14 protein-coding genes are annotated in these 16,966 nt (G+C 59.2%); 10 read left to right on the top strand and 4 right to left on the bottom strand.

From position 1 onward, the window contains the following. A partial coding sequence (locus VGK48_05045; GenBank protein ID HEY2380531.1) for a hypothetical protein occupies positions 1-249 on the bottom strand: 249 nt, incomplete at its 3' end. Between the two features lie 189 nt (positions 250-438). Between VGK48_05045 and VGK48_05040 the strand changes: the two genes are divergently transcribed. The 7 genes from VGK48_05040 (at position 439) to VGK48_05010 (ending at position 10,952) form a co-directional block, all read left to right on the top strand. Continuing rightward, positions 439-1,080, top strand: coding sequence for a Uma2 family endonuclease (locus VGK48_05040; GenBank protein HEY2380530.1), 642 nt, complete (start codon positions 439-441; stop codon positions 1,078-1,080). Between the two features lie 201 nt (positions 1,081-1,281). Then, on the top strand, positions 1,282-3,417 hold the full coding sequence (locus VGK48_05035; protein HEY2380529.1) for an MMPL family transporter: 2,136 nt from the start codon (positions 1,282-1,284) through the stop codon (positions 3,415-3,417). 221 nt (positions 3,418-3,638) lie between these two features. Beyond that, positions 3,639-5,300, top strand: a complete 1,662-nt coding sequence (locus tag VGK48_05030; protein ID HEY2380528.1) for an ankyrin repeat domain-containing protein — start codon at positions 3,639-3,641, stop codon at positions 5,298-5,300. A 263-nt stretch (positions 5,301-5,563) separates the two neighbouring features. Next, complete coding sequence (locus VGK48_05025; protein ID HEY2380527.1) at positions 5,564-7,903, top strand: DUF1592 domain-containing protein; 2,340 nt, start codon at positions 5,564-5,566, stop codon at positions 7,901-7,903. 37 nt (positions 7,904-7,940) lie between these two features. Beyond that, on the top strand, positions 7,941-9,269 hold the full coding sequence (locus tag VGK48_05020; GenBank protein HEY2380526.1) for a DUF1552 domain-containing protein: 1,329 nt from the start codon (positions 7,941-7,943) through the stop codon (positions 9,267-9,269). Between the two features lie 44 nt (positions 9,270-9,313). Beyond that, positions 9,314-10,378, top strand: coding sequence for an FAD:protein FMN transferase (locus VGK48_05015; protein HEY2380525.1), 1,065 nt, complete (start codon positions 9,314-9,316; stop codon positions 10,376-10,378). An 85-nt stretch (positions 10,379-10,463) separates the two neighbouring features. After that, positions 10,464-10,952 carry a hypothetical protein gene (locus VGK48_05010; GenBank protein HEY2380524.1) on the top strand — a complete coding sequence of 163 codons (489 nt, stop codon included), beginning with the start codon at positions 10,464-10,466 and terminating at the stop codon, positions 10,950-10,952. Positions 10,953-11,035: 83 nt separating this feature from the next. Here the strand turns inward: VGK48_05010 and VGK48_05005 are convergent, their stop codons facing one another. The 3 genes from VGK48_05005 to VGK48_04995 form a co-directional block, all read right to left on the bottom strand. Then, the gene (locus VGK48_05005; GenBank protein ID HEY2380523.1) at positions 11,036-11,968 is read right to left on the bottom strand and encodes a 4Fe-4S binding protein; all 933 of its coding nucleotides are present in this window, start codon (positions 11,966-11,968) and stop codon (positions 11,036-11,038) included. Beyond that, positions 11,965-12,483 (bottom strand): FMN-binding protein, encoded by a 519-nt coding sequence (locus tag VGK48_05000; protein ID HEY2380522.1) that lies wholly within the window; start codon positions 12,481-12,483, stop codon positions 11,965-11,967. Before VGK48_05000 ends, VGK48_05005 begins: the two co-directional genes overlap by 4 nt. Before the next feature lie 62 nt (positions 12,484-12,545). Next, entirely contained in the window at positions 12,546-12,950 is a 405-nt protein-coding gene (locus tag VGK48_04995; GenBank protein HEY2380521.1) for a VOC family protein, read from the bottom strand. A 64-nt stretch (positions 12,951-13,014) separates the two neighbouring features. On the opposite strand from VGK48_04995, the gene VGK48_04990 reads away from it, so the two are divergent. The 3 genes from VGK48_04990 (at position 13,015) to VGK48_04980 (ending at position 16,950) form a co-directional block, all read left to right on the top strand. Continuing rightward, a complete protein-coding gene (locus VGK48_04990; protein ID HEY2380520.1) occupies positions 13,015-13,500 on the top strand; it encodes a peroxiredoxin in 486 nt (161 codons plus the stop codon). Between the two features lie 65 nt (positions 13,501-13,565). Beyond that, a complete protein-coding gene (locus tag VGK48_04985) occupies positions 13,566-14,498 on the top strand; it encodes an MBL fold metallo-hydrolase (protein HEY2380519.1) in 933 nt (310 codons plus the stop codon). Positions 14,499-14,505: 7 nt separating this feature from the next. Continuing rightward, positions 14,506-16,950: a DUF1592 domain-containing protein gene (locus VGK48_04980; protein HEY2380518.1), complete on the top strand. Its 2,445-nt coding sequence runs from the start codon at positions 14,506-14,508 to the stop codon at positions 16,948-16,950. The last annotated feature ends 16 nt before the right edge of the window (positions 16,951-16,966 follow it).

The raw sequence follows: 16,966 nt of genomic DNA, 5'->3' as shown, positions 1-16,966 counted from the left end.
GGCTATATCAAATCCACATTGGTTGGTATCGTCACCTTCATCCTTGCAACAATCGGATACGTGATCTGCGCGACCACTCTGTTTATGCGGAGACATCCGCAGCCTGCCGGTGTCGAGGTTGGATTTGATCTGCGAACGCTTGTTGGCAGTTGGTTGTTTTGGCTTGTCGCGATCGCCGCATTCGCGCTTGGCTTTTATTGGGAATTCCGCAGGGCGACCACATAGATGGCATGTTTCAGCAACATCCATAGGCAACTAAGGGAAAATCCACGCTTAACCGCGACAAAGCGGTCGCGTTTGTCGCGCTTTTGCCGATTTTCTACGTTCCAAGCCGAGAGATTTTGTGGGAGTTCTGGGGACAGACACCGAATTCCGGGTTTCCGTTGAATTCGGTGTCTGTCCCCGGAATTCCCCAGATATCCAGATATAATGGAGTCAATGGCCCACGTCAGGTATGACAATGCGGCGGACTGGTTGCACCAGCTCGGCGACATTCCTCTCGAACGAATCATTATGGATCCCGCGCCTGGAACGGCGACCGAAGCGGATCTTCAAGCTTTCGTAGAGCGAGACAAGCGGCTGTGCGAATTGATCGACGGGACGCTGGTGGAGAAGCCTGCGGGGTATTTGGAATCGCTGATCGCGGGTTGGCTGCTTACTGAACTGAATGTATTCATCGGATCGCGCAATTTGGGATATGTGAGCGGCGCAGACGGGATGATTCGAATGATATCCGGACGCGTGCGCGTGCCGGACGTGGCTTTTGTCAGTGTCCATGACTTACCCGGCGGCGTGTTGCCTCGCGACCCTATTCCCACCCTGCCTCCAACTTTGGCGGTTGAAGTCCTCAGTGAAACGAATACAACCGCGGAGATACGGCAAAAACTGAAGGAGTATTTCGAATCCGGCACGAAGCTGGCCTGGATCGTCGATCCGGTAGCCCGGACAATCGCCGTTTTCGAACACTTTTCAGAACACCCGGCTCGCGTGCTCCGCGAAACCGACACACTGGACGGAGGATCGGTTTTATCTGGATTTCACCTCGAGGTTTCCCGACTGTTTGACCGGCTTCCGCAATAGGAACATCCACCCCCGTGAGAGCTCACGAAATTAATCTGCACTAAAACAGAAAAACTTCCCGGTCGAGGCTTTTTGAATCGTCCTCGGGACTTCATTTCGAACAATTTGCATTGGGACAAGTAACTGTGCGCACGACGGTTTCCGGCCGATCCCGGGCTTTGGCCGATGGTGTGCCTCAATATCAGAGGGGCGAATCTCTGAATGCAGCGCAGAACCGGCGTACGCCATGCCGCGCACTGGTTGATGATCGGGCTGACCATCGTGTTGTTTGGCCTCGTTGCCGTGTTCGTCGATCTGAAACCTCACGTGGACGGGAATTTCTTCTTCTCGACCAGTGACCCGCAGTTTCAGGAATCCAGGAAAATCGACCAGCTCTTTCCATCGGGCGAGCAACTCATCATCAGCGTAGGCGCACCCGACATCTCTTCACCGCGATATCTGGAACGGATCGCTCGGCTCACCGAGAAAATCAAATCCATCCGCTCCGTATCGTCGGCTCACAGTCTTACTGACGGCCCGAAGAATTTTGAGGAAGCGGAGAAAAGCCCGTTCTGGCACCGGCTGCTGATCGCCGATAACAACAAATCCAGCAATATCGTGGTGTTTGTGCAAGGCAAAGACAGCGAGCCGCTGATTCTCTCAATAGAGAACGTCGTGCGCAGCTATGATGCGAAAGACTTTCGGATCCACATTGCGGGCGCGCCTTACATTGTCGAACTGATCCGGCGAAGCCTGGAACACGATTTCCGCTACTTCACGCTGACCGCCGTTATTCTCTTCGGCCTCACGATGGGAATTATCTTCCGCTCGACGCGGCTCGTGATCGGAATGTTCGCCACCTGTTCGAGCGCCGTCCTCGTGACCTTGCTCCTGCAATCCGTCTTCGGGAGGAAAATCGGCGTCCTGACGGCAAATCTCAGCACGATCGTGTTTGTCGTCGCGCTTTCCCATCTCGTCTACATGACATTCAACTGGCGGACGCTGGCGGCCGGGCAGGGAAAGAGAACGGCGAATCTAGGCGGAGAGGCGAGACGAATGACATTTCCGGCCTCGTTCTGGTCGATGGTCTGCGCCGGGCTCGGTTTCGGCAGTTTGTTATTCGTGCAGGCCAAGCCGTTACGTGAGCTCGGATTTGGCGGAATTCTCGGAACTGTAATCGCGATGGCCTGCGCCTATGCGATGTATCCGGCGTTCTTGAACTGGGCGGAACCGCCCGCCGGGCAGGCCGATAATGCCGCTCAACCGCCGCGCTTCTGGCAGCGGCGGTTCGTGCCGTTATCCATTGCGGTTGTACTCGCAAGTATGGTTCTGGGTACAGGTATAATGCGCCTCGATACCGATCCCAGCCTGCTCGACTATTTCAAGCCGAACCGGGAGCCGCGCACCGGCCTGGAATATGTGGACCGCAATGGCGGCTCCAACCCGCTGACGCTGGTTGTTGCATCCGCGGACGGCAGTCCGCTGAATAAAAAGGAAACCTACGAGAAGCTGTGGGATTTGCAAAGCGCTCTTGAAGAACACAAAGGTGTCGGCACGTCGCTATCTCTACCGGTGCTGGTTGGCGAAGCGAAGCGGCATCCGCTTGCATTCCTGTTTTCCGAGGAGCACATCCTGAAAAAGCTGGAAGAGCCGAAACACGAAAGTGTGGCGGACATGTTTGTGACGCACGACAGGATGCGCGCCGCATTTTATTTGAGGATGGAAGAACGCGGCCGGACGAAGCCCAGGGTGGAGGTCATCAACGACCTGCGTGCGGTGGTGCGTCGTGCAGGCTTCAAGCCGGTTCTGGTGGGAAACACCTATCGGCTGGAAGGCGAGCTCTCCCGGATGGTGGCGTCGAGCCTCGTCACCGGCTTGTTTGGGCTGTTCGGTTTGTTCACGATCATTGCGTTCATCGTGGGCCGCAGCCTCCGCGTCGCCGCAGCGATGATCCTGAGCCTCGGCCTTGTGCCGCTTTGTATGCTCGGCGGCGTCGGACTCCTGCATGTGCCGGTGGATATTATTTCCGCTCCCGCGACGAATGTCTGCATCGGGATGGCGATCGACTCGATGGTCCACCTGGTTTTCGCGGTGCGCCGCGCCCAGCGGGATGGGAAGAAGGGCTGGCTGGCATGGGTCGCCGGACGCCAGGAGCAGTGGCGCGGAATCGTCTATTCGGACGTCATCATCGCCGCGGGTTTTGCCATATTCGCCCTTTCCGATTTCCCGCCCACGCAGCGCTTCGGACTGGTCGTGGTGTTCGGCACGATCATCGACATTCTCGCGAATCTATTTGTCCTGCCTCTTTTGGGCGGCGCACGGAAAACGGAAAGAACTGCTGCCGCCCGCGCTGCCTGAGAAAGGTTTTAGCCGCAGATGACGCGGATGACGCAGATGGGGGCGCAAAAACCAACTTCATGATGCGCCCCCATCTGCGTCATCCGCGTCATCTGCGGCTAAAAAAGTTTGGTTGCGGTCTCTCCAGTTGAATCTGCGCTTTTTTCTGATGTGTCTATTTGAGCTTCGGGATTATCATGTTGCCAGTAAAAAGAACCACTTACAGGACTTCGAGGTGCTCGATGGTTCGTGTTGCGGGTTTGCTTGCTGCGCTCTTTTCGGCGTCCGTGCTGGCTGGTGTGATCCTCGGCGCCGGGGACAGTTCGATTACAAATGCTGCGAAATCCGATGATCTTGCGGCTGTTCGGAAGCTGATCGCCTCCCATGCGGATCTGAACGCGACCTCGGGCGACGGCTCGACGCCGCTGCTCTGGGCGGCTCACAACTCCGACCTGGAGATGGCCGGCCTTCTCCTGAAGGCTGGAGCGAAGCCGGATCTCCCGAACCATTACGGCATCACGCCTTTGCTCGAAGCCAGCCGCACCGGCGACGCCGAAATGGCCGAACTGTTTCTGAAGGCCGGAGCCGATCCGAAGCGCACCCATCCGGAAGGCGAGACCACCTTGATGGCTTCCGCCCGGGCCGGCAGCGTTCCCGCCGTCCGCCTGTTTCTCGAGCACGGCGTGGATGTCAATGCGGCCGATTCCTATCAACATGAGACGGCATTGATGTGGGCGGCCGCCGAAGATCACCTCGATGTGGTCGACACGCTGCTCAAAGCCGGCGCCGATCCGAATCTCCAGGCGCACGTGAACTCGCTCACCGAACGTAAGAATGCCGACCATCCCACCGGTGGTTTCACCGCTCTGATGTGGGCCGCGCGCAACGGATATGAAGATGTCGTCGGGCGGCTTGTCCAGGCCGGAGCGGATCTCAACCTGAAGAACGGTGACGGCGCCTCCGCCGCGATGATCGCTATCTATAATGACCGCTTCGATCTCGCGAAGGAGCTCTGGGATTTTGGCGCAGATGTCAACGACGGCTCGCTCTACACAGCCGTTGAGATGCGCGATTCCACCACCGACCAGTTTGCCTTCGACGGCTCCAGGCTGCGGCCGAACCATCCGAACACGTTGACCGCATTGGATCTCGTGAAGCTCCTGCTCGAGCGCGGCGCCGATCCGTACAAACCATTCGCAGGCCAGTTTCATTCGACGTCGATGCCCAACACCGACCGTTTCGACAATTCGCCGTTTTTGCGCGCTGCGGTCGAGTCGGACGTCGAGACCTTGAAGGTCATGATCGCGCACGGCATCGATATCGACAGAATCATCCCGGTTCCTCCCGCGCCACCCAAAGACGCGCCGCCTGCCGACGCGGCGGCCGCAGGCGGTCGCGGGCAGCGCGGCAATCCGAACGCCGGTAAGACACCAGCCATGGTCACGATGACGGGCGGCCGCGGCCCCGCGATGACGGGCGGACCGGGATACATCCGCTCCGGTACGGTACCGTACCGTGAACCCGGAAGCCGCAAGCCGGAAGAGGCTTTTGCATTGCTCGTTAAAGCGGGGGCCAATCCGAACGCGAAGGGGCCCGACGGAACGCCGATGCTGCAGATGGCCGCGCAAGTGGGGAATCTCGATATGATCCACGCGCTTGCCAATGCGGGCGTGGATTTCAAAGCCACGAACAAGGACGGTCTGACCGCCCTCGATGTTGTGGAAGGGAAAAAACCGGCAGCCAAGGACGCGGGAGAACGCGGAACTGCGCCGCCCGCAGCTGGAGCAGCACGCGGCCGTGGCGGACGTGGAGCGGCTTCGTCTCAGGATGTCGCGAAACTTTTGCGGCAATTGATGGGATTGCCGCCTGCTGCGGCTGCGCCTGCTGCTGGAGAGGCGCAATGAGAAAGCGGGAGCAGCATTCCCCTCCTTTTCAAGGAGGGGTAGGGGTGGTTAGTAATGTCGCGAAGCCACCTGACAATTGCCGCGAAGCGCACCTTATTTTGTCGGAAGTTACCAACCGCCCCGTCTGCGCCGATCAAGGACTGGGGATATTTACTGATGGCGCAGCCACCCCGCCTTGGAAAGGCGGGGAATGTCGCTCACGACGATTGAGTTGCGCCTTTCTTCTCTTCGCCTTCGCCGCTCTTGCTCTGGCGACCTCCGGTTTGGCTCAAGCAAAGGATCCCGCCGCGTATCAGGAGATGGTGAACAAGTACTGCGTCACCTGCCACAACGAGAAATCGAAGACGCCGGCCGGCGCGCCGCTCATTCTGGACAAGGCGAACCTCAAAGATCCGGGCGCCGATGCGGCGGTCTGGGAACGGGTCGTCAAGAAACTCGGCGTCGGCTCGATGCCTCCGCGAAATTCTCCGACTCCCGGAACCGGCGAACTGAATAATTTTCGTTCCACGCTGATCACCAGCCTCGATGCGGCCGCCGCCAAGAACAGCAATCCGGGACGGTATGTCCTGCATCGTCTGAACCGGACCGAATACGCGAACGCCATTCGCGATCTTCTCGATATCAAAATAGATGCCGCCGAGTATCTGCCGAGCGACGGTGGCGATTTCGGGTTCGACAATATCGCGACAGCGCTGCCGACCTCGCCTCTTCTGCTGGAGCGCTACCTCAGCGCCGCGCTGGAGATCAGCGAAAAGGCGGTCGGCGATGCCGAAGCCGATCCGGGAACGGCGTCGTTCACGCTCCCGACCACGGTAACGCAGGGCCAGCACATCGAGGGACTGCCGCTCGGTACGCGGGGCGGCATGCTGGTTCATTATGATTTCCCGGCGGATGGCGAATATGTGTTCTACGGCCGGCTGCTGGATACGGTGGCCGAAGGCTATGTCGGAGTCGAAGGCCAGGAGACGCCGCATCAGTTCATCGTCACTGTCGATGGAGAGCAGGTTTTCACCGTGCCGATCGGCGGCAAGGACGACCACGAGTCGAGCTCGAAGAATATCGTGATTTCGCGCGAAGAGATCAATAGGCGGATGATTTCGCCGCGCCTCGCGGTGACCGCCGGTTCCCACGAGATTGGATTTACATTCATCGAGCGTCCGGCGCAGGAGCAGAACGTGTGGCAGCCGGTGCTGCGGGACAGCCTCGAAGCGCACAATCCTTCGGGCATTCCGAGACTGCGCACCGGAAACATTCAGGGGCCGTACAACGTTACCGGCGTCAGCGACACGCCTTCGCGCAAACGGCTGTTCGTCTGCAAGCCGTCGGCAACCGTTAAAGAGGCCGCCTGCGCCAATACCATTCTATCGACCGTGGCGCGCCGTGCATTCCGCCGGCCGGTCACGCCGGCCGATGTGAAGGCGCCGATGGATTTCTACAGCAACGCTCGCAAGAACGGCGGCGACTTCGACGCCGGCATTCGCGCGGGACTTGCCCGGATTCTGGCGAGCCCGGCCTTCGTCTTCCGTTCGGAAGAAGATCCGGCCGCGCTGCTGCCGGGCGCGCCGCATCGCATCACCGATATCGAACTGGCATCGCGGCTTTCCTTTTTCCTGTGGAGCAGCTTCCCGGACGACGAACTCCTGAACCTGGCCGCCGCCGGCCGCCTGCACGACCCGCGTGTTCTTGAAGCGCAGGTCCATCGCATGATTGCGGACGAGCGCGCGGACAGCCTGATGACCGGCTTCGCCGGGCAGTGGCTGCAGCTTCGCAATCTGGACAAGGTGACTCCCGACCTGTTGATGTTTCCGGATTTCGACGACAACGTCCGCCAGGCGTTCCGGCGCGAAACGGAATTATTCTTTACCAGCATCGTGCGCGAAAACCACAGCGTGCTCGATCTGCTGGATGCCGACTACACATTCGTAAACGAGCGGCTCGCGCGCCACTACGGAATCCCGAACGTGTACGGCTCGCGCTTCCGCCGTGTGACCTTGACCGATCCCAACCGCCGCGGCCTGCTCGGACAGGGCAGTCTCCTGGCATTGACCTCGGCCGCGAATCGTACGTCGCCGGTTCTGCGCGGGAAGTTCATCATTTCGAATTTCCTGAATACGCCTCCGCTGCCTCCGCCGCCCAACGTGCCGGCGCTCGAAGCGAGCGCAGCCAAGGACCGCCCGACCACGGTTCGCCAGCAGCTCGAGCTGCACCGCGCGAATCCAGTGTGCGGCGCGTGTCATCGCAATATCGATCCGGTCGGGTTTGCGCTGGAGAACTTCAACGCGGTCGGAAAGTGGGAGACCGCCACAAAAGACGGCCTGAAAATCGATTCTGCCGGCGTGCTTGCCGACGGCACTCCTGTCGATGGACCGGTGGCGCTGCGCAAAGCGATCCTGGCGCGTCCGGAAGTGTTCGTCGGAACGGTAACGGAAAAGCTGATGATCTATGCGCTGGGCCGCGGGCTCGAGCCGGTCGATATGCCGGTGGTGCGGAGCATCATGAGAAGCGCCGCAAAGAATAGCTATCCGATGCAATCCATTATTCTGGGAATCATCCAGAGCTCTCCGTTCCAGATGAGGGTGAAAACGGATGAAAATGCGAATTAAATCCAATAGAGTCCAGTTGGAAACAGGAGCCATCCCTATGATCATCACAAAGAAACATATCGACCGCCGTACCTTCCTTCGCGGCGCCTTCGGGACAGCGGTCGCTCTGCCTTTTCTTGACGCCATGACACCTGCGCTATCCGCTCAGTCCAGAGTGCGGCCGTTCCGCTTTGGCGCGGTTTACGTGCCGAACGGGATCTATCCGCAGTTGTGGCATCCGGACAAGGTCGGCAGCGACTTCGAGTTCAAGCCGATCATGAAGCCGCTCGAGCCCTATCGGAACTATGTGGTCACTGTGAGCAAGATGAAGGCGCCCGACGGCAATCCCGAGAATGGCGGCGTCCACATGGGAGCCAGCGCGGCATGGTTGAACGGAGTCGGTCCGCTGACGAAGCAGGCCGAGTACACCGTGATCCGGTCCAAGAAGACCGTCGATCAATTCATTGCCGATGGAATTGCCGACGATACGCCGATGCGCTCGCTGCAGGTCGGCACGGAAGACATGGGCACGTCGGCCGGCGCCTGCGATGGCTATCCCTGCGTCTTCTTCAACGCCGTCTCCTGGCGCGACGATACGAGCCCGCTGCCGATGGATATCAATCCGCGCGTCACGTTCGAGCGTATGTTCGGCGAAGCCGGTTCTTCGCGCAAGCGGCTGGCGAACCTGAAAGAGAAACTGAGCATGCTGGATTCGATCGCCAGCGAAACCGCCGCCATGCGGAAGAAACTCGGGCCGGCGGACAATGCCATCCTGGAGCAGTACCTGTCCAATATCCGCGACGTCGAACAGCAACTCGATCGCATGGAAGCTCGCGCCGCCGCGGTTCCAGAGGGCGCAGCGGCGCCGCTCGGAATTCCGGACACCTTCGACGAGCACATGACGGTGACCTATGACCTGATGCGCCTCGCGTTTCAAGGCGACATTTCGCGCGTCTTTACCTTTATGGTCGGCCATGAGGGAAGCAGCCGCAGTTACGCTCATATCGGCATTCCCGAGCCGCATCATCCGGTCTCGCATCACGGAGACAAGCCGGAAAACATCGAGAAGTACGCGAGAATCACCACCTATCACGCGCAGAAACTCGCGGAGTTCATCGCTAAGCTGCAAGCGACTCCGGATGGCGACGGCAACCTGCTCGATCGCGCCGTCATTTACTTCGGCAGCGGTATGAGCAACGGCAACGCGCATGATCGCAACACGCCTCCGGCTGCCCTGATCGGCGGAGCGAACGGCCGGCTGAAAGGGAATCGGCATATTGCCGTCGAAAACAAAGAGCCTACCGCAAATCTGCTGCTTGCCGTGGCGGACCTGGCGAACGTTGAACTGGAACAGATCGGACACAGCACCGGCCGCCTGAGTTTGTAAGGCCAGCCGCATATTACGCGGATGACGCAGATGGGGCGCATTAAATGAACCTGGTGGCGCCCCATCTGCGTCATCCGCGTAATCTGCGGCTGGCTTTCCTGTTTCTTCTTGCCGCCTGCACGAAGACACCATCACCTCCAAAACCCGCCGCGCACCTCGTCGAGCGAACCTTCGCCTCGATGGGAACAGAGCTTCACCTTCAGGCCTGGACCGCGGATGAAGCCGGCGCCAATGCCGCCTTCGAAGCCGTGTTCAACGAAATGAACCGGCTCGAAGGACTGCTGAGCAACTGGCTGAAAACCAGCGACGTCGAACAATTGAACGCGGCCGCCGGGTTGCACCCCGTCCGCGTGGCGCCCGAGCTCCGCGAGGTGCTGCGGTCGGCGCATCAACTCAGCGAGTTGACAGAGGGAAAATTCGATATCACGTGGGGCGCCTTGTCGGACCTCTGGAAATTCGATTACCAGAACAAGGACGATACGATTCCGGCTCCTGCAGAAATCGCGCGCAAGCGAAAACTCATCGACTACCGGAAGGTCGTGGTTGACGATGCCGCCGGAACGGCGTTCATCGAGGGGAAGGGAATGACCGTGAACCTCGGCGGAATCGGAAAAGGGTATGCCGTCGATCGCGCCAGCGACATTCTCAAACGCCGGGGATTCCACGACTTCATCGTGCAGTTCGGCGGCGACATGTATGCTGCGGGTCTTGAAGACAACCACATGTGGCGGCTCGGCATCCAGGACCCGCGCGGCCCGCAGAATCAGATCTTCGCGCAGATCGACTTGTCCGACAGCACGTTCAGCACGTCCGGCGATTATGCGCGGTCATTTGTCCGGAACGGCCGGCGGTATCATCACATCATCGATCCGGCGACAGGTGAGCCCGCGATGGGCTGCCGCAGCGTGACGATTGTTGCCAACAGCGCGACAATGGCCGACGGGTTATCGAAGGGTGTTTTCATTCTCGGCCCCGAGGCCGGCATGGCGCTGGTCCAACGGACGCCCGGCGTGGATGCCGTGATCGTCAGTTCGAAAAACGAAGTGCTGGTATCCCCGGGCATCAAAGGGCGCCTGACAATGCTCGCCAAGCCGACCGACGCGCCATAATAGGCGAAGCGCAAGCGCGATAGCGCGCAGCCGTAATAGGCGAAGCGCAAGCGCGATAGCGCGCAGCCGTAATAAAGGAGTATTCATGTTCCTGAACCGCACGGTGGTCCTCTTCATAATCTGTGCAGTCTTGTTGCTGGTGCCGTACCGTTCCTCTGGTGCGCAGACCGAGAAGCCGTTATTGGCCGGTGTCAAAAGCATCAAGTGCACGTTTCCGCTGATGGCTGTCGGAACCTGGGGACGTGAGAAACCTGAGGCCAAAGTACAACCGGCGAGCCTTGTTTTGCAGTTCGATGCGATCGACGCCGAAGGAGGAACCGCCGCTCTCCAGAGCGGTCTGGGAGAGTACGACATCGTGGTGCGCTATGCGAACGGCTACCTGCACTTCATTCAATCGTTTCTCGACGGGCAGCTTTACATCACCACGGTTCTGGAGAAAAAGACGGCGGGTGGAAAGCTCAAGGCCATGCATTCGCGGCATGAGTACACCGACATCTCGCTGCCGGGATTTACCTCGAGTCCGGAACAGTACTACGGAGAGTGCGAGGTGCTGAAGAGCGGGGAGGAGAAATAAACATGGTGTGTGAGCGACCCCCTGCCGCCGCGAAGCGGCGGCAGGGGGTCGCTCACACACCATGTTCAACCACGCCAATCAAATTAATGCTGCGAAGCCACTTTCGCGGCCTTCCTCTTCAATATCAGCCAGTGCGGGCACTTCGCCTCATCCATATACAGCCGTTCGCAATCGTCACAGCGGACGCATTCGCTGGCGACAATCTTCGGGCCGCGGATCGCGCCCCATTCGCAGGTCTTTTCGCAGATCTTGCAGGAGTTGCATTCCCCCCAGCGCTTGATGCGGAAAACCGTCAGGTTGGAAACGAGCCCGAGAAATGCTCCGACCGGGCAGAGAAACCGGCAGTACAGATTCCTCACGAATACGGTTGCGGTCAAGAGTACAGCCAGCCCTACCCACATTCCCACGCGAGCCTGGAGCGAGAACATCCAGAACGGTTCGACGTATCTGTAGATCGAGATATCCCGCGTGATCAGGAAATACAGCACCGTGCTTCCGAGCAGGCCGTACTTGATGTAATTCGCGCGCTGCTCGAGCGCCCTCGGTAATTCGATGCGCAGTTTTTGCGGAACGACCTTATCCATGAGCTGCGTCATGGCGCCGAATGCGCAGACCCGCCCGCAGTACACCCGTCCCCACAGGACCGTCGTCACAAGGGTGAAGCTAGCGAACAGGTACCAGGTCAGGTTGTGTCTGAAGTCCGGCAGGTTCCACACCGTAAGTCCGAAGATGTTGACGACGGTGATCAGTTGGCTTCGAAAGAAACCCAGGTAGATCACGGCGATGCCCATCGTGATCCACTTCAGCTTTTCGCTCTTCCTGAAAAAGCTGGTCAGCGCCAGCGCCGCGAATGCCGTGAACAGCGTCAGATCCACGGCCTGAGCTTTGAGGTCGTCCATCCAGGTCGGCGCGGCATCGTCATCGGAGAAATTCCATTGCTGCGCCGCGATAAGACGAGGAGTCATTGCCATCAGCAAAGCAGCAATCAAGAGGAACCGCGCCGCGGCAGACTTCACTTGCCTGTCCCCGGGGGTGTCAAGAGTGCTCGAGCAACGCGACGCGCGCCGTTTCGAATGGCGCGGGACGAGCTGTTGATGGAAATCGAAGCGCGCGAGACGGCCGCGACGTCGGCGCCCACTTTGAACGGATCCCGTATGTCTTTGCCTACAAATTGCCGGGCGAACTCCGGAGGTTCGACGGAAAAATAGCCGTAAGGCTCGTGGTGTTCGGCGACAAAAACCCCGGTCAGGTGCGCTGTATTGTCCAGGCCCACCAGGATCTTGATCGGGCCATCATATCCGCGTTCGAGCGGTTCCAACTCGGTGGTCCAGAAAACGTAGCCCGCGACGGTTTGTGAGCCGGGATTCCCGGTGTATGCGACGTAGTGAGGAACCGGACTGGTCTGCTTCGCCGAAAACGACGTGGCGGAAGGGAACACCCGCTTGAGCTGGCCCTCGATCGTCTTGTCGAGAGTCGTTTGCTGGGCTGCAATCGGCAGCAGCAGAGCGGCCAATATAAGGAACGCTTTCACAATGCAAGTCAGGATAGCCGCAAATTGCGCAAATTACGCGAATTAATTGGCGTAATTTGTGGCTAAAACGGTGGTCCCTTCAACTCGACGACGTTGCCTTCCGGATCGCTCACGTAAACGGATGGGCCGTCGCCGTCGGCGCCATAGCGGGACTCTACCTTTCCTGGATCGATTCCTTTGCCGCGCAGGTACTTTAGAATCTCGTCTCCATCAAATGGTTCGATGCGGAGGCAAAAGTGATCGAGGTTTCGTCCTTCGGGACCGGGTGCGGCTCCGCCGGCCTTACCCAGCGGGCCGTCGACGGGAATGAAATCGATCAGAGAGTTGCCTGCCCGAAGCTGATACAGGCCGAGTTCTTCCTGGATCTTTTCTGTCGAACAACCGATCACGTTGACGTAGAAATCGAGCATCCTCTCCAGATCCACGACGCGAAGGACGAGATGATCGATGGATCTGATGTTGAACATTTCGCGGCAAACTGTACCATATGATGTTTGCGCAAATTCATTAAGTCATTTAGGGAGGATAGATATGGCAATTAAAGTTGGTGACAAGGTTCCATCCGGCAGTTTCGGAGTTATGAACACCGCAGGCCCGGGATCGATTTCGACGGACGATTTGTTCAATGGCAAAACCGTCGTTTTATTTTCGGTGCCGGGCGCATTCACGCCCACCTGTTCGAAGACACACCTGCCCGGGTTTGTACAGAATGCGCCGGCAATCAAAACCAAGGGTGTGGACACAATTGCGTGCCTGGCGGTGAATGACGTGTTCGTGATGGATGCCTGGGGGAAGGGCGCGGGCGCCGACGGCAAGGTTCTGATGCTGGCCGATGGTAACGCGGCATACACCAAGGCCCTGGGTCTCGAATTGGACGCTTCCGGCTTCGGCATGGGGACGCGCGGACAGCGCTTCGCGATGATCGTCAAAAACGGCGTCGTGGACAAGCTTCAGGTCGAGCCGTCAGCGGGCCAGTGCACCATCAGCGGAGGTGAAAGCATCCTTTCCGGCCTTTAATTTGATGTTCTTCTAACCCGAATCCTGATATAAGGTTACCTAATACCAGACAGGACGAAACCGAGATGGATCAGGAGAAGGTCAGCTGTCATCATTCACGCCGGGAAATACTGAAAGCAGCGATCGGAGGTGCGGCCGGAATCGTTCTGGGCGCACCGGTCCTGCGCGGGCTTGCTCAAGACCCGGGACCGCTGAAATTAAGCGACGATTTGTTCGTTTTGCGGATCCCCGGACAAGCCAATGTCATCGCCCAGACGGGAGCCGATGGCGTTCTGCTTGTCGACGGCGGCTCCACGGCCGGTTCGGATGCGATCATGAAAGCCGTGGCCGCGCTGCCCGGCGCCGGCAAAATCCACACCTTATTTAATACGCACTGGCACCCTGAGCAGACCGGCTCGAATGAGCGGCTCGGCAAGGCCGGCGCCACGATCATTGCCCACGAGAACACGCGGCTCTGGCTGACGCAGAACATCACCTGGCCGTGGAACGGGCGGCAGTTCAAGAAGTTCCCGAAGGTGGCGCAGCCAAACAAGACTTTCTATACGACCGGCAGCCTCGATTCCGGCGTCCGCTATGGCTACGTTCCCGACGCGGCGCACACCGACGGCGACATGTACGTTTATTTCCCGAAGCAGAATGTGTTGGCAATAGGGGATGTGGCGACAGGCGAGGGCTGGCCGGAGATCGATTATTGGACCGGCGGATGGATCGGCGGCATCGTGGGCGGCATCGAACGCCTGCAAACCCTGGCTAATGCCGACACCAAAATCGTTCCTGCCCGCGGTCCCGTGCTGAGCCTCGAAGACCTCAAGAAGCAGGCCGAGATGTACAGCACGATATACGGCCGCCTCAGTCAGCTGTTGAATCGTGGGCGCGGCCCAGGCGAAGCCGTGGCGGCGAAGCCAACGAAGGAATTTGATGCTCAGATGGGGAACCCCGATGAATTCGTTCGCCGGGCGTTCGAGAGTCTGTGGGCTTATTTGTCACCCGATGCCTAACCTTAATATGACAAAGAATCGAATCGCACCGACGGTTGCCATTGCGCTGGCCGGAATTCTCATCGCGTCCGCGGCCGGCGTGTTCACTGCCTCGCCCGCGCAATCCGCGGCTCAAGCTGCGGCCGGCGACGCGCAACTCGCGACCATCCAAACGTACTGCGCCGGTTGCCATAACGACCGCGCGAAGACGGGCGGCGTCAGCTTCGAAGGGATTACGGCGGCGAGTGTTACTCAGCATCCGGAACTGTTCGAGAAAGCTGTACGCAAGCTGCGTGGCCGCGTCATGCCTCCGCCGGGCTCGAAGCAGCCGGACGCCGCGGCCGTCGATTCGCTGGTGGGATGGCTCGAGACTTCTCTCGACCATGCCGAAGGTCAGATGCATATTCCCGATCAGATCGTGCTGCACCGCCTCAACCGCAAGGAATACGCCAATGCCGTACGGGATCTGCTGGCTGTCGATGTCGACGGTAACGCACTCCTGCCGCAGGATGACACCGCCGAAGGCTTCGACAACATTGCGACCGCATTGCAGGTCTCTCCATCGTTCATCGAACAGTACGTCAGCGCAGCGCGCTCCGTAGCGGTGGAAGCGATGGGGCGGCCGGACGCAAGGCCTTCGGGCTGGACGTTCCGCGCAACCTCCGGCACGCAATACACGCACGTGGCGGGGCTGCCGCTCGGTACGCGCGGCGGCATTCTGGCAAATGTGGATCTGCCCTCCGACGGCGAATACGTGATCAACATTGCGGACATGGCTACCCATATCTGGGGCAACGGCATGGAGTACGAGAATCCGCTGGTGGTCACGCTCGACAACAAGCAGGTTTACCAGACGGTGATCGGCGGCGAAGAAGACATGAAGGCCTACGATCAGGTGCAGAGCGGAGCGCTCGACCGCGTCAATGCACGCCTGAAGAATATCCGATTCACCGCGCCTGCGGGGCCGCACAAGATCGGCGTGGCATTCAAACGGAAGACGTTTGCCGAGTCCGACGACCGGTTGCAGATGTTCGTACCCGGCGGCGGGCAGGATCGGATGTACCGCGTGAACTCGTTCCAACTGCTTGGGCCGTACAACGCCAAAGGCGTTGGAGCGACTCCCAGCCGCGACCGCATCTTCATCTGCCATCCGGCGAATGACGCCAAGCCGGACGTCCAGGCGGCCTGCGCCAGACAGATCATTGCATCTCTCGCGAAGCGCGCATACCGGCGGCCGGTTACCGATGAAGATGTGACTGAGATTCTTCAGTATTACCAGGACGGCGTAAAGGGTGGCAACTTCGAGAACGGTATCCGGACCGCAATTACCGGCGTTCTTGCGAGTCCCTTCTTCCTGTATCGCGCGGAACGCATACCCGCAGCCGTGCGGGCGGGTGAGACTTATAAGGTTGACGATCTCGAACTCGCGTCGAAGCTATCGTTCTTCCTTTGGAATACGATTCCCGATGACGAACTGCTGGACCTTGCGGTGAAGAACAAACTCAGCGATCCGGCCACGCTCGACAAGCAGGTCAAACGGATGCTGGCCGATCCGCGTTCCGAGACGCTGGCCAGCAATTTTGTACAACAATGGCTCGAGATGAAGCGTCTGGACGAGATCGTTCCGGACCAGAATGTCTTTCCATATGCCTCCGGCCGGGCCGATCCGCGTCAGGATTTCAAGACCGAACTGACACTGTTTTCCGACAGCATCTTCAGGGAAGATCGCAGCGTCGTTGATTTGTTGAAGGCAAGCCACACCTTCGTGAACGAGCATCTTGCACTCCACTACGGGATTACCGACATCAAAGGCGATCGTTTTCAGCGCGTCGAATTGAAGGATTCCGTGCGCTGGGGCCTGCTCGGTAAAGGCGCCGTGCTGATGGCGGCTGCTTATCCGAATCGAACCTCGCCGGTCTTGCGCGGCAAGTTCATCCTTCAGTACATCGAAGGTGTGCCGCCTGCAAACCCGCCGCCCAACGTCCCCACGCTCGATGAAAAAGATATCGGCACCACGAAGGCGCTGACCGTCCGCGAGATGATGGCGAAGCACCGGTCGAGCGCGGCCTGTTCATCCTGTCATGCAATCATGGATCCGCTCGGCTTTGCGCTCGAAAACTTCGACGCGACCGGCATGTGGCGGGATCGCGATCGTTATGCGGGAACTGTGATTGATTCCGCGGGTCAGTTGCCCGACGGTACACCGCTAAAAGGGCCCGACGATCTGCGCAATGCGCTGTTGAAGCGGCCCGACCAGTTTGTGCAGACGTTTACCGAACGCTTGTTGATGTATGCAAGCGGGCGCACCGTCCAGTACTACGACATGCCGACCGTCCGGCGGATTGTCCGCGACGCGTCCAAAGATAACTACAAATTCTCGACGATCGTTCAGGCGATCGTCCGGAGCGACCAGTTCAGAATGCGCCGCGTGCCTCAGACCTCGGCAGTTGCGAGTAAGGTAGCGAGCAAATAAGCAATCTTCGATAGGG

It is taken from the genome of Terriglobia bacterium (genome assembly GCA_036496425.1).
Lineage (GTDB): Bacteria > Acidobacteriota > Terriglobia > 20CM-2-55-15 > 20CM-2-55-15 > 20CM-2-55-15.
Note: the sequence above shows the minus strand (reverse complement) of the source record. Positions and strands in the feature narration are given on the sequence as shown.